Genomic DNA, 14,108 nt, shown 5'->3' with positions numbered 1-14,108 from the left:
ACGGTCACGCTACCAAGTAGGGGCCGCAAATTCTATCGTTCACGCATGAATCATGCGATTAACAGAATTCATGTCCGCAGCCGTCGGTGGTATTGACAATGTGCCCCAGGGGAACGCTCACCGGGGCAGGGTTGACTCAAATCGATGTTCGTCCGGCGTCCCTACCCACGTCAGGAAAATGGTGCGGTGTAGCGCGAGCGACTACGCAGTGGAGGGAGAATCCACACGGCGCAGATGATTATCTTCTACGAGCAAACCGGCGTCGTCAGCGAGCAGCGTCAAGCCGGGCGTTCCTTTTAGCCGACCGGCCACTTCGTTGATTGTCTCGGAAGGATAGGGTGGCAGCTGCCCATCAGCATGGGGCAAGATCACCACGTCCGCGAGACCGAGCCCGCTGCGATCCTCCAGGGAAATTCCTTCAGTATGGCCGTCGAGGGCAATCGCCGGGTCAATGCTTGTTCCCGCGATCATCGCGCCGGCGCTAGCCCCGATATAGGGCAGGCCAGCGCGGACCCGTTCGACCAGAACCGAGTCAGCACCTGTACGACGCAGAACATCCATCAGATGGTCTGCCATGCCACCGGCAACGTATACGGCATTCACGCTGTCAAGAACGGTGGCAAGGTCAGCAGCAGTACCATCGCCAATCGTCACCGGGACGACGGAGTAGCCCAGGTCCTGGAGCTGGGTGCGTTCCCGACCAACGAATGGGGCATCACCAAGGGGCTGGGAAGCGTCATCAATGTAGGCGATACGAATGTCAGCTCGAGAACCGGTACCCACACCACCCAGGAACTCTGGAACGGCACCGACAAATCGTGACAATAGAAGCATCTTCATGTCACCCACTGTATAGGGAGCCTCTGACAGACTCTGCGCCCGCCTGCTCGTCGCATGCAGAGTCCACTTTCGAAGGTCCTGTTGAGACGATTTCAAAGTCTCGTAAGCCGAACCCTCTGCGGGATGGTTTGCTAGTCCTTGTGTCACCTACGCGGTAAGGACGTGCGAATCTGTGTGCGCTGGGTGGAATTAGTCACCGTGTAGGCTTTGCTGAACCGTATTTCAGGTGCACCGAATTAGTTGGGGGGCGGCATGGCACTTAGCTCGGCGATTGGTCCAACTCCGTCTATGCGTGAGTATCTGAACAAATGGGCAAGGGAATATTGTCCTCTCTTAAAGCAAAAGCAAACCTTCAACTGGAAGGAGGATGTCTCTTGGTAACAAACCATCGCTCTCAGGGGAAGATGCTATGGATGACATCGATTTTACTCAGTATCATGATTTTGGTGACCTCATGTTCTTTTTTCAAGGAAAATTATCCCATTCCAGAAGATCGACTTTTCGGCACTTGGGTCCATCAAGATTCCAAAGGGAACAAAACTTCAATGGACTTGAACGAAGATATGTCGATTGAAATCACAAATGTTCCACGTGAAGTAATTCCAGATTATGCGTCTTTATTTTCAGTCGATGAACTTGACTGGACTGACACTTTGAACGCTTCGGGATCATGGAGTTCAGGTTTTAATGAGTCAGCAAACTATTCCTACATCTCTGCTGACTTCATCGATCTAATTGCATTGTTTAAATTGTATACCGAAGAAGAAGGTTCGAAAATATCGATTTATATCCCAATTGGCGATCCGGATTCCGGGGTTTTCTTCCGTTTCACCCGAGCTGCTAGCCAGGCTTCGTCGGGTTAGCGCACACGAACTCGGCACTGCCTGACAATGCGGTAAAGTTGTCATTTTCAGAATCATCTGCACAGAATCTAGTACTTGGTTGCACGTCCCTGAGGGGCCTATAGGCGGACCGCCCGCGGGCTATTTTCCCGACGTGGACCTTGTGTGACTTAGAATTATTTAAGTGGTGTCAATGTTCAGTTAATTGATCGTTATTGAATATATTGGAGCGCATGATGGGATCAGACGAGACATTTAGGGAATATCTACTGCAAAACCCCCCAGGGATGCTTATGATTGACGCCGATACTCTATGGGTTGGAGTAGGATGCCTTGCTGAGGCGTTTGACATCGCTAAGAAATTGAGCTTGTGCGTTACAGCTCTTGAAGGGTTTTGGTGTGAGAAAGGTTATATAGTTCCCGATATGGAGGCAATTGTTTGTGGCTTCCAGTTTAGTGGTTCATGGGGTGATATTGTCGAAGAAAATGCTCGTCAGATTCGTCCATTTGCCGAAATACTGAAGGAAAACAAAGCAAGTTTTTTTGAATTGTTTTTGATGGATGAACATGAATACAAGTCAAGCGAAGAATGAATCTACTTGTCTGACCCGATGGATGTTGGCAGCTGCCTTACCCGCGTGGATCTATGAATCAAGGCTGCGGTCATCTGTCGATGGGTGACTGCGCTACGTGAGGATCACGTCTGATTGGATCTATTCTGTCAGTGCTGGATGCCTACGACGCTGGCGCTGCTTGGAATTGTAAGCGTAGCCCGGTTGATGACTGAAATGGCCAATAGGATCTAAGCGGGAATTTTCCTTGCCCAAGTGGGAGCCGCGACCTGTATCAGGACTACGTTGTCATTTTCAGAAGTCGTCTGCACAGCCTGGAGATGCCCCGAAATTCGGGCTCTCTGCGGGCGCTGATGAACTTGTAGAGTTACGGCACCATCCTGGAATCCATGTTGGGTAACTTCCCCTCGTGTTTCGAAAGCTGGGTTTAGGGACAAAATGCGCCCGAGCTAATCGACAATGTGCACTTGAATATTACGGAGATCAACTGATGAGAGCTGCAATTCGTTGGCTTGGTAGCCTCGATGTCGATGACATGGACTCTTGGAGACCCAAGGAAGAAAGTTGGTCAGTAGGCATTCGGCTTCTGGCCGGACCATTGGAAGAACCAGGAGAAGAGTCCTTCGATATTACGGTCTGCAGCACTGCCTGGATTGATGAGCTGATTGCCCGTGATGGTATTTGGAATGGAAGGCATCATCTCATTGTGGATGGCTTCAATTGGCAACGCATTCGTTCGTATATAGTCGGCCATGTGAATGCCTGCCAAGGACCGACGTGGAGCGAGGTCGCAGAACAACTGAGTAGATTGGGCTACTGGGAATTTGAGAACTATCAACCATAGTGCCAGGTTTATACCCCTAAAAAGGAACGGGAGCAGGGCCAAAGCAACCACCTGCGTCCGGTAAGGGGTCTGTCCGGATCGGAGTTCAGAACCGTCCCGCAAGCCGGTCCACCACCGGCCAACATAGAGCTCCTGACCTGCATCATTGTGAAATTCAGCCCTGCGCCGTCCCGTATGACCCATCCGGCTAAGTGACCGGTAACGGGGCTTTATACGACACACTATTTCTCATATCTAAAATACTGATTGGCTACGCGCGCGTCTCAATTGAGGCGCAAGACCTGGCTGCCCTTGGTGTTGAGTCGGAACGAATCTATTTTGATCATTGCTCTAACGGCAGAAACAAGAATCGCGCAGGACTTCGCGAAGCCGTGGCCGTGGCCGCGGGCCGGGCCGGAGACACGTTCGTGGTTACCAAGCTCGACCGCTTGGCCCGATCCGTCCCGGACGCCCACCAAGTAGCCGGGTACCTCGCCGGTCGTGAAATAAAACTCAGCATTGGTGGCTCCATACATGACCCGCCGACCCAATGGGCAAACTACTTTTCAACGTCTTGGCCATGGTCTCTGAGTTTGAAGCTGGCCTCATCAATATGCGCACCCGCGAAGAGATGAAGGTTGCCAAGGCCAACGGCGGACTCCGGGGTAACCAGCCAAAACTCACCGTGAAACAAGAGGCCCAGCTCCCGGAACTGCACGATGCGGGAGAATACGCCATGACCGAAATGGCCTAACTATTCTCCATCAGCCAATCCACCATCTACCGGGCCGTTGAACGCGGACAACGCAGGGCAGCCGAACCATTACGCTCCTGATAATTGTGCGGTCGACTTCTGACGGAGCCCACTCAGCACGAAGCCAGACTAAGCATCAGCGGCCCCATCCGCGATCCTACGGATCCCGACGGCCGGTGTAACCGTTCAAAGCCAGACTAAGCATCGACATACCCTCAACGTGTTTCCGTACCGATCCTCCTCGAACCCCATATCTTTCGCGCAATAGTGGGTAACACTTTTGCGATATGGGAAGTAACGTTATCTAGTTGTTTCATGTCTATCAGTAACAGGTCCGAGGAAATTGCTGGCATGTTAAAGCAGCAGGCCGCATTGATGCGTGCAGGAGATAAACTTCCCTCAGTCAGGGAGCTGTCAAAAACCTACGGCGCAAGCCCCGTAACCATCACACAGGCCATCACCGCGCTCTCCGCACTAGGTGTGGTGCGTGCTGAACCAGGCCGTGGAACCTTCGTGAGCGGAAATAACACAGCGGGTGAATCCGACTACGCCTGGCAGTCCACGGCGCTGGGCCGTTCACGGGTTGATGCTGGCCGCGCCGGGCGGCTTAACGCCCAGGGAAGCGCCGATCATGTCCAGCTGTCATGGGGTTATTTGGCACCCGAACTTCAGCCCTTTGATGAATTGCGCACCTTGGGGGCCCGCTGCGCCAAGAGCCACCGGGCCTGGACCATGGCGCCTCCCATGGGCTTGCCGGACTTGCGCCGCGTGTTTGCCGCGGAACTCGGTGCCGATGTGGCAGACATGCTCATCATGCCCGGGGGCCAGCAATCGCTCGTGTTTGCCATGCGAACCCTCGCCGATCCGGGCACCACACTGATCACCGAAAGTCCCAGCTACCCCGGTGCCACCATCGCAGCCCAGGCAGCCGGGCTAAACCTAGCCGCGGTACCCTCCGACGCCAACGGCATTCGCACCGATCATCTGGCCGAGACACTGGAACGCACCCGCGCCAAGCTCATCTATCTGCAGCCCTGCTATGCCAATCCCACAGGAGCGGTGCTGAGCCCGGAGCGGAGGGTTGAGGTGCTGGCTCTGGCCAAACAGTACGGTGCCTTCATCATTGAGGACGATTGGGCCAGGAACCTTGCTCTGGAGGGCACCGCCCCGCCACCTCTGTTCACCCAGGATCCTGACGGGCACGTGGTCTCCATCGCCACCCTCAGCAAGCCCGCCGCGCCAGGGCTCCGCGTGGGTGCCATTGCGGCACGGGGCCCTGCCGGTGAACGCCTTCGCACGGCACGGATTGCCGATGACATGTGTGTGCCACCGCTGGCACAGGAAATCGCCTTGGGATTGTTGAGCTCAGGGGCCTGGCCTCGGCACCTGAAACGGCTGCGTGCAGGATTACTCGAACGCCGGGACGCCATGGTGGCCGAGGTCCATGCCTCCATGCCCGGGGCTAGAATCACCAACATTCCCACCGGCGGCATCCATCTGTGGGTGCGTCTGCCGGAGGGCAGTGATTCGCTGGTTCTCACGGCAGCAGCCCACGCAGCTGGCGTGATGATTGGTGACGGGCGCCAGTTCTACGTGGATGAGCCCACGGCACCCCACATTCGTCTCTCGTTCAGTGCTGCCTCGATCGCCCAGATTGGCGTGGGTGTGCGGCGCGTGGCATCCCTCTTGTGATCTAGTCATCGGGATACTGATACAGCCCTAAGCTGATAGCCGCAAACCTCCCCATTGAGGCGTTGCTGGGGCATAGTTGGCACAGTGAGCTGTTTCAGAACACAGTGAACACCGATGACAAGGGGAACACCATGAAGTTTCACACCCTGGGCAGCAGCGGCACCGTAGTCTCCAACTACGCGCTGGGCACCATGACTTTCGGAGCCGAGGCCGATGAGGCCACCTCCCACTCCATCCTGGACACTTATGTTGGTGCAGGAGGCAACTTCATCGACACCGCCGATGTTTACACGGCCGGAGCCTCGGAGAGCATCATAGGCCGTTGGTTGGCCCAACGCCCCGAGGCGAGGGACGCCGTCGTACTTGCCAGCAAGGGGAGGTTCCCCACAGGCACTGCCCCGAACGACGTCGGAACCTCCCGCCGGCATTTGACGCGCGCCTTGGATGCCTCCTTGCGCAGGCTCGGTGTGGAACAGATTGACCTGTATCAATTGCACGCCTGGGACCCCATCACGCCCCTGGAGGAGACGCTGCGCTTTCTCAACGATGCTGTCAGTAGCGGGAAGATCGGCCACTACGGGTTCTCGAACTTTCTGGGCTGGCAGCTGACCAAGGCGGTTCATGTGGCTGCTGCGCACGGGTGGAACCCGCCGCTGACATTGCAGCCCCAGTACAGCCTGTTGAGCCGGGAGATTGAGCTGGAGATTGTCCCGGCTGCTCTGGATGCTGGTGTTGGGCTGTTGCCGTGGTCGCCGTTGGCCGGTGGATGGCTAAGTGGAAAGTACCAACGGGATGTGGCTCCGGCCGGTGCTACCCGGTTGGGCGAAAACCCGCAGCGTGGCATGGAAGCGTGGGCGGAACGCAATGCGAACCCGCATACGTGGGAGGTGGTGGGTGCCGTAGCGCAGGTGGCCGCTGCCCACGGTGTCAGCTCATCACAGGTAGCACTGGCCTGGCTTGCGGACCGTCCCACCGTCACCTCGGTGATCTTGGGCGCGCGGACCCTTACGCAGTTGTCCCAGAATCTGGGTGCGGCGAATCTGGTGCTAAGTGACGAGGACAAGAAAAACCTCACGCTGGCCAGCGAGCCCCAAGTAGGCGTTTACCCGTATGGACCCAAGGCTCAGGAGCAGCGGAGCAGGAAAATTACTGGAGGCCGGTGAGGGTAGACGGTGCTTTGTGGCAGGGTGACAGAAGCGCCAGCTAGGGCTGCGAAGGCGGTGACTATGCACCAGATCATCAGTTCCAAACTCGCGTCGATCTCAGCTGCATCGGCTTGGAAGTCACTGGCAAACAGGCTCTGGTTACACAGGTCGTACCAGAGGCGATGTATGGCGGCCTTGTATTCACGAACAAAGTTGGTGATGAGATCCAGCTTGTCACCGAAGTACTAGTGAAAACCCGGTGAGAGAGGCCCCATTTTGGGCAATTTCACGCAAGCTCGCTCCGGCGCACCGAGAACTTACCGAAACCGCTATGTTCGAAGCTATGTTCGAATTTTGATGCGGTTGCTGTTTGCTCACTCATCCGCAGACTCCCCTCTAGAGGAACTAAAGCCCGGGTAGTCAGCCGCAAGAGCTCGGAAAAAGTACTGTTGAGGCATAGTTACGGGCTCTATCCACGCGAATAAATAATGCTGGACTGCTGTCCAAAACTGGTCCCAAGGTGGGCAAGGGAATCGAGGCCGGGGCCGCGGTGGTACTCGGGGATGTGAATGTCCAAGCCGGAGAAGCCACCGCCGCAGCCTTGCGTGAAGGCGGCGCCACGTTTGTCCATCTGGACGTGCGTGACGAGGCCAGCTGTGATGAGGCCATGACGCAGGTGGTGACAGCATTGGGAGGGCTGGACATACTGGTGAACAATGCAGGCATGGAGGTGACAAGCCTGCTGATTGATTTTGATCCGGAGGACCTGCGCAGAATGCTTGAGGTCAACTGCATCTACCCGGGGCTGATTGGCAACCCCATAGGTATGAAGCTAGCCACCGACGTCGTAGAGATTGGATTGTTCCCTCATATGGAAACAGCCGTGGGCTCCGTGGTGAGGCTGACCCCGCTGGGACACTTGGGCCAACAAACGGATATGGCCAACGCGGTGGTCTTCCTTTCCGCCTGGACCCGCTACCGTGACACCGCGGAGGAGGCTGCCGTGAGCATGGCACTCGAAGAGCCGAGCTTCAAGATAGTGCACTCGCGGACATCGCCGGGTGGGGATCGCAGGCATACGGTAACGGTAATTCATGCTCGGTGGTTCCACTACGGGCCAACCCACTGTGAGGGGAACGCGACTAGTCCCGTCAGCCCAACGGTCTGCTGGACTCTTGGGTGAAGCGGCCTGATTGCCGCAGGGCTCGGACTGCAGCCGTGAACTGTTGGCTGTCACCGTTGAGCGCGAAGTGGTCAGGGGTAATGTAGCTAACATGAACAGCAGTTTCGGGCGCATCGCCCTCATCGCCATCGGTCTGCTCGCTGTGATCATCGGTGGAGTATTTGCCGGGCAGGGAATGAACCTGATCCCGGGAAGTTTTATGACCGGTAACCGAATGTGGTTCTCCATCGGGCTGATCGTCGCGGGAGTCGGCATCATCCTTGTGGTGCTCGGCCTACGCCGGCCCAAGGCCGGACGCCCGAACAAATGAGGCCCGTGTCTTGGGCAAACTAGGGGTACAAGGCCGTGTCCAAGCCAAGCCGTGGTGCACGCCTATGAAAAGGGGCTGGTCCAGCCGGCCCGGGGGAGAGAGAATTAGCTATGCGCTACACACTTCTATTGCACTATCCGGAACAAGACCCGGAGGATCTCGATGAGGCGGCCATGGCCGAAGCTCAGCAAGCCATGTCACGGTACGCGGCCGCGCTCCATCAGGCCGGAATCTTGCGGGAAGCCCAAATCCTTCAGCCCTCTGCCAATACCACCACACTGACCCTGGTCAGTGGAATTGCACATGCACAAGACGGTCCGTTGGCGGGGACAACGATGGCTCTGGGCGGACTCGTCGTCATTGAGGTGCCCACCTTGGATGCGGCCCTTGACTGGGCCCGGCGTTCGCCGTCGCTGGCATGGGGCGATGTGGAAGTCCGCCCAGGCGCAGTCCACGTGGCCAGCGGCGCCTGGGTACCCAGCAGCTGACTGCCCCGAAGACCCATGGATGAAGACCCGTGGATCTGAACAAACTTGCTCGGCCTCAGAACGCTCAATCAGCGTGGTTCTGGCAGTCCCAGCAGTGCGTTTTCTACCAGCTCGGACAGTGCCGGATGGATCCAGTATTGCCCGCGGGCCACCTCCTTGGCGGTTTGGCCAAAGTGCATTGCCTGAATTAGTGGCTGAATCACGGTGGCCGCCTCCGGCCCAATCACATGCGCGCCTAGCAGCAGGCCCGTGGAGGGATCAGCCAGCACCTTCAGGAAATGGCCGCTGTCCTCGCGTGCCCAGCCCGCCGCAATGTCCGCATAAGCCTGCACCTTCACCACATAGGGGATGCCAGCCTTCTGCGCGTGCGCCTCGGTGAGTCCCACCGAGGCGATCTGCGGATCTGTGAACACGGCTGCGGGCACAAAACGGTGGTCTGAACTAATCGGCGTGTCAGGATTCGCCAAGTTGTGTTTGACCACCTTGGCCTCATGGTTCGCCACATGCTTAAGCTGGAACTTGGAGGAAATATCACCCAGCGCATAAATACCGTCAACCCCGGTTTGCTGATACTCATCCACCACCACCCGGCCTTGATCATCGAGAACCACCCCGGTTTTCTCCACGTCCAAGTGCGCCCCGTTCGGCTTGCGTCCGGTGGCGATCAGCAGCACATCCGCCGCCACCTTGCCTGGCCCTTCTGGCCCCGTTACCTCAAGCACCACGCCGTCCGCCGATTGCTTAAAACCTGTCACCGTGGTCTCCAGAAGAACCGTGTAGCGTGCCGCGGCCTCCTTTGTGAACTGGGCGGAGACCTCATCATCTTGGGACTTCAACAGGCGTTTCCCACGAGCCAGCTGGGTAACGTGAACGCCAAAGGAGGAAAAGACGTGCGCAAATTCCGCAGCAATATAGCCTCCGCCCAGAATCACGATGCTCGCTGGCAACTCCTCCAAACGCATGATGGTGTCCGAGGTATGAACCGTATTACTCATGGCCAACTCCGCGCCGGTGGGCAGGCCCGCAAGCTGTGGAACTACGGCATGGGAACCTGCGGCCAAAACAAAGCGGTCGCCGGTCACCGCAGCGGTGCCGCCGTGGTGCAGGTCAATGTGTAGGGCCTTGTGCCCCGTGAACTGGCCACGTCCGGCAAAAACAGTAATATTGGGGCATTCCGGGCCCTCGCGGTATGCGCGCCCGCCGTCCTCAATGGCATCGATGCGGCCAAAGATCCGGTCCCGGATGCCGGGCCAATCCACGGCATTGAGTTGTGCGTCAACGCCGAGCGCACGTCCGTGCCGTGCGGCGTCGGCCAGTTCAGCGGGGTGGACGAACATTTTCGTGGGGATGCAGCCCACATTCAGGCAGGTTCCGCCGAACAAGCCGTCCTCGACAATGGCAATGTTCAAGTGTTCGAATTCCGGACCGGGAATAGAATTGCCGGATCCGGTACCAATAATTACAAGGTCAAAGTGGGGCATGGTCCAAGGCTACAGTTCCGGTGTGAAAAGTGCGTGCCAGCCAACGGTTTGTCTCGAAGGTTCCCGCGCGGGCTGCCTCATAAAAGGGTGAGATTGGCTCCACGGTGGGTTAGTGGCCGGGCTTCGGGGTCTGTGCGGGAGCCGGTCATTGGGTGCGTGAAATGTGAGCTGCGCAACTTGATGCGATCAGAAATTGACTCTAAGCTCATAAAAAGTGAACGGAAGTTCACTTTGATTCACGCAGGCACACTCACACACTCAACACACGTTCACTAGGACGGCGATGAATCCACCAGAACCCACCTAGCGAACGCATCCGGGCGCGCCCGTCCGTGATCGCCGGTCTGTTCTACCGCTTTGCCACCACCACAGCTGCCACGGTTGCTAGAGCCGCCCCTTCACTATCTCCTCCGAAACCCCTAAAGAGGCACAATGAGCAACAACACCGAACCAGCCGGAACCTCCCGCACCGGAACAGGCAGTGACCAACTCTCGGACGTCCTGAACCTCGATGCGCTGCTCAGCGAGGACGAACTGAACTTACGGCGCACAGTGCGCCGTTTTGTCGATGAACGCATCCGGCCCAACATTGCCACGTGGTACGAGGACGCCGTGTTCCCCACGGAAATTGTGCAGGAAATGGGGGCTCTGGGCCTGCTGGGCATGCATTTGGAGGGGTACGGATGTCCTGGCCGCTCCGCCGTCGAATATGGCATTGCCGCCATGGAGTTGGAGGCCGGCGATTCTGGGTTGCGAACCTTTGTCAGCGTGCAGGGATCTCTGGCCATGAGCGCCATCCATAAGTGGGGTTCCGAAGAGCAAAAGCAGCATTATCTGCCCGGCATGGCCAAAGGTGAGATCATCGGCTGCTTTGGTTTGACCGAGCCCACTGCCGGATCCGATCCCTCCTCCATGGCAACCTTTGCCCGTCGAGACGGCGATGGGTGGGTTTTGAACGGCTCCAAACGCTGGATCGGCTTGGCTTCGATAGCCCAGATCGCGGTGATCTGGGCCCAGACGGACGACGGCGTACGCGGCTTCTTGGTGCCCACTGACACCCCGGGTTTCACAGCTACTCCCATACAAGGCAAACTCTCCATGAGGGCCTCGATTCAATGTGAACTTAGCTTCGAGGACCTCAGGCTGCCCGGCGAGGCCCTGCTCCCGGGTGCCAAGGGCCTGCGCGCACCCTTCGCCTGCCTCAACGAGGCCCGCTACGGGATTATTTGGGGCACCATGGGTGCCGCGCGGGACAGTTATGAAGCGGCGCTGGCCTATTCACTGCAACGCCAGCAGTTCAACAAGCCACTGGCCGCCTACCAAATCACGCAGCAAAAGCTCGTTGACATGCTCCTGGAAATCCAAAAGGGCACCCTGCTGGCCATCCACACGGGACGTATGAAGGACGCCGGAACTTTGGAACCTGTGCAGATCTCGGTCGGCAAATTGAACAATTGCCGCGAGGCCATCAAGATCTGCCGCGATGCCCGGGCCATTCTGGGCGGCAACGGAATCACCCTGGACTACTCGCCGCTGCGCCACGCTAACAACCTTGAATCGGTGCGCACCTATGAGGGCACCGACGAGGTTCACACCTTGATTCTGGGGAACCATATCACCGGCATACCCGCCTTCCGCTAGCGGCACGAAAAACTTCGAAATCATCTCCACCCAAGTGACTCATGCCGTGGGCATCGTTAGAATCAACCGGCCCGGGGGAGTTGAGCCGATGAGCCGAGCCTCCGAAGTCATGGGGATCGGCCCCGTCTTTTCATCCGCCAGGTCCTGTGCCTTCATGATGGGAACAGATAGAGGGGCCGGAACAGGAGAATGTGCAGCGCGGAATGGCAACATTGTAGGGGGCGCCGGGCAAAGTACGGCCGAAGCGCACGCCTACACGTCGCAGCTCCTAATCGAGGCCGGGCGCCATGGTGTGCATGAATTTCTCGATGTGCACCTGCAGTGCGGCCATGCGTTCTGCCTTCGCCGCCTCCACATCGAAGCCAAGGTAGGCTGGCGGCGCCGCGCGGCGGACGTTGGTGGAGCACTCAAAGTTGGCGCACATCAGGGTAGCAAGGGTGTTTCCGTTTCGTCCAGCGGCGCCGGGACGCTTGGCAGTGAAGTACACAACGTCGTTGGGAAGGGTTACGTCTTCACACCAGGCGCATTGGGCGCGCGAACGAATCCTGCCCTCGACGTGGCGGAAGAGGATACCCCGCGGGGTGCCGTCAACCCACGCGATCACATAGCCAAGAGCGGGGTATTTGCGGTCGCGCCAACCGATGAAATCTTGTCCGTCCCACTGGAGAGATTCAAAGTTTTCTGGGAGGTTGAGGTTGTTGCGCTCTCGTTGGGAAGCGTTCATGAATGAAGCGCGAATCTGGGTTTCTGTCAGGGCAAGCATGGGTGCTGGGCCTTTTCTGTCCGGCCGGTGCACTGCCTACAGCAGTGGCTGGCACAAGAGTTGAGGAGATCCCGCAGGGGCGCACATGGAAGTACAGGCGGGGAACTGTGCGCACAGCGCAGCAGTTGAATACGGGGAAGGGAAGGCTATCTGCCGCCGGCGCAAGAACAGCCGGCGACCTCCAAACGACCCACGGGGCCAAAACTCACTGATGAAAACAACACAAGAACGATCCTATACCCGCACCGAGAATGTGGGCCCCATTCAGTTTGCCGTATCAGCTGTCCGGGTGGGCAACGGGTGAGCGTTGCGCCGGTGGGCTTTCCTGTTCCAACCACGTCTTGATGATGGTCCAGCCAACAGCGGTGAGTGGAACTGCCAGCAAGGCTCCCACCAGCCCGGCCAGGGTGGAACCCGCCGCCAAGGCCAGAAGGATGACCAGACCATGAATGCTCAACACCTTGCCCATCAACAGTGGCTGGAGCAGATGGTGTTCAAGCTGGTTGACGCCGACGATGATCGCAAGAACAACCACTGCCGCGATGGGGCCGTTGAAGATTAAGGCAACGAGAACTGCCAAGGAGCCGGCGACTGTGGCGCCGATGATGGGGATAAAGCCCCCAATGAAGACAAACACGCCCAGCGGCACGGCCAGGGGAATCTGCATGATGGCCACGGCAATGCCCACAATAAGACCGTCAATAAGGGCAATCAGGGAGGTTCCGCGCAGATACCCGCCGAGCACCACGGTACTGCGTTCGGCAGCCGTATGAGCTTTTCTGCGCTGGCGGGGAGGGAGGAAGCCGAAGAGGAAATCACGGATCTTCTGCCCGTCCTTGAGGAAGAAGAACAAAATGACGGCCATCAGGACCGCACCAACACCTATTTCTCCGGCAACACGCAGTCCCGTCAGCGCTTCTGTTCCGAAGGCGCTGCTGGTGATGAACTTCTGCACGGATTCCCGGATGGAGTTTATCTGTGCGTCGGAAATGGGGTAGGGACCGTTGTTCATGAAGCTGTGGAGCTGATCGATGCCATCATCTGCCCTCGAGACCAAGTCTTGGGCCTGTGATCGGATCAGGAAGACAACGCCGGTGACCACCCCGCCGAAGACGGCCAGGATCCCAACGAACGCGGAAAGAACTGCCAGCGCCCTAGGCCAGTGGCGCTTGGTCAGCCAATGCACCAGCGGGCTGATCGCCGAGGCAAGAATCAGGGCGATGAGGACCGGAATGATAACCACCGGAACCCTCGTGGCTGCCCAGAGGACAACCGAGGCGAAGGTCAGAATGAGTAATGCTTGCGCCGAGCGGATCGCGGTCCGCCCGAATCCATCCCGCCAGATCCCCACCCGGTCCTGCGGTAGTAAGCCTCGGGTTGGCGGGGTGGGTGTAGTGGGCATGAGTCACTCTCGTGGGCGTCGGTGTTCTTTGAAGTTGGAATCAGCGCGAAAGCGGTGATCGGGCTGTGTCTACCCGTCAACTTTTTTCACATCGCTCTGCTGATATTCTCCGGGACTCACACTGGCCCGAAAGCAACCGAGCGTTAACGAATATACCCCCGAAAATAACTGA

The 14,108-nt window shown here is 57.8% G+C and carries 13 protein-coding genes and 1 pseudogene; 10 read left to right on the top strand and 4 right to left on the bottom strand.

Annotated elements, in window-relative coordinates:
• Positions 1-201: 201 nt before the first annotated feature.
• Complete coding sequence (locus CVS29_RS13575; RefSeq protein ID WP_146213058.1) at positions 202-840, bottom strand: Type 1 glutamine amidotransferase-like domain-containing protein; 639 nt, start codon at positions 838-840, stop codon at positions 202-204.
• Between the two features lie 308 nt (positions 841-1,148).
• Here CVS29_RS13575 and CVS29_RS13570 point away from each other — a divergent pair, with 308 nt between their 5' ends.
• The 9 genes and pseudogenes from CVS29_RS13570 (at position 1,149) to CVS29_RS13530 (ending at position 8,649) form a co-directional block, all read left to right on the top strand.
• Positions 1,149-1,703, top strand: a complete 555-nt coding sequence (locus CVS29_RS13570) for a hypothetical protein (protein ID WP_146213057.1) — start codon at positions 1,149-1,151, stop codon at positions 1,701-1,703.
• A 212-nt stretch (positions 1,704-1,915) separates the two neighbouring features.
• The gene (locus tag CVS29_RS13565; RefSeq protein ID WP_110106854.1) at positions 1,916-2,275 is read left to right on the top strand and encodes a hypothetical protein; all 360 of its coding nucleotides are present in this window, start codon (positions 1,916-1,918) and stop codon (positions 2,273-2,275) included.
• 469 nt (positions 2,276-2,744) lie between these two features.
• Entirely contained in the window at positions 2,745-3,098 is a 354-nt protein-coding gene (locus tag CVS29_RS13560; protein WP_110106853.1) for an Imm8 family immunity protein, read from the top strand.
• 230 nt (positions 3,099-3,328) lie between these two features.
• Positions 3,329-3,912: pseudogene (locus tag CVS29_RS13555) on the top strand (recombinase family protein).
• Positions 3,913-4,146: 234 nt separating this feature from the next.
• Positions 4,147-5,523, top strand: coding sequence for an aminotransferase-like domain-containing protein (locus tag CVS29_RS13550; protein ID WP_110106852.1), 1,377 nt, complete (start codon positions 4,147-4,149; stop codon positions 5,521-5,523).
• Between the two features lie 131 nt (positions 5,524-5,654).
• Positions 5,655-6,686, top strand: coding sequence for an aldo/keto reductase (locus tag CVS29_RS13545; RefSeq protein WP_110106889.1), 1,032 nt, complete (start codon positions 5,655-5,657; stop codon positions 6,684-6,686).
• A gap of 502 nt (positions 6,687-7,188) precedes the next feature.
• Positions 7,189-7,851 (top strand): SDR family NAD(P)-dependent oxidoreductase, encoded by a 663-nt coding sequence (locus CVS29_RS13540; protein WP_245932244.1) that lies wholly within the window; start codon positions 7,189-7,191, stop codon positions 7,849-7,851.
• A gap of 91 nt (positions 7,852-7,942) precedes the next feature.
• A complete protein-coding gene (locus CVS29_RS13535) occupies positions 7,943-8,161 on the top strand; it encodes a hypothetical protein (RefSeq protein ID WP_146213056.1) in 219 nt (72 codons plus the stop codon).
• 110 nt (positions 8,162-8,271) lie between these two features.
• Positions 8,272-8,649: a YciI family protein gene (locus CVS29_RS13530; protein ID WP_110106849.1), complete on the top strand. Its 378-nt coding sequence runs from the start codon at positions 8,272-8,274 to the stop codon at positions 8,647-8,649.
• 68 nt (positions 8,650-8,717) lie between these two features.
• On the opposite strand, the gene CVS29_RS13525 is transcribed toward CVS29_RS13530, so the two are convergent.
• The gene (locus tag CVS29_RS13525; RefSeq protein WP_110106848.1) at positions 8,718-10,130 is read right to left on the bottom strand and encodes a mycothione reductase; all 1,413 of its coding nucleotides are present in this window, start codon (positions 10,128-10,130) and stop codon (positions 8,718-8,720) included.
• 432 nt (positions 10,131-10,562) lie between these two features.
• Between CVS29_RS13525 and CVS29_RS13520 the strand changes: the two genes are divergently transcribed.
• The gene (locus CVS29_RS13520) at positions 10,563-11,771 is read left to right on the top strand and encodes an acyl-CoA dehydrogenase family protein (protein WP_110106847.1); all 1,209 of its coding nucleotides are present in this window, start codon (positions 10,563-10,565) and stop codon (positions 11,769-11,771) included.
• A 268-nt stretch (positions 11,772-12,039) separates the two neighbouring features.
• Here CVS29_RS13520 and CVS29_RS13515 read toward each other — a convergent pair whose 3' ends face one another.
• Entirely contained in the window at positions 12,040-12,534 is a 495-nt protein-coding gene (locus tag CVS29_RS13515; protein WP_110106846.1) for an FBP domain-containing protein, read from the bottom strand.
• A gap of 277 nt (positions 12,535-12,811) precedes the next feature.
• Positions 12,812-13,936 (bottom strand): AI-2E family transporter, encoded by a 1,125-nt coding sequence (locus CVS29_RS13510; protein ID WP_110106845.1) that lies wholly within the window; start codon positions 13,934-13,936, stop codon positions 12,812-12,814.
• Positions 13,937-14,108: the final 172 nt, after the last annotated feature.

It is taken from the genome of Arthrobacter psychrochitiniphilus (genome assembly GCF_003185915.1).
Taxonomy (GTDB): domain Bacteria; phylum Actinomycetota; class Actinomycetes; order Actinomycetales; family Micrococcaceae; genus Specibacter; species Specibacter psychrochitiniphilus.
The sequence above is the reverse complement of the archived record's forward strand: the minus strand, read 5'-3'. Positions and strand labels throughout refer to the sequence as shown.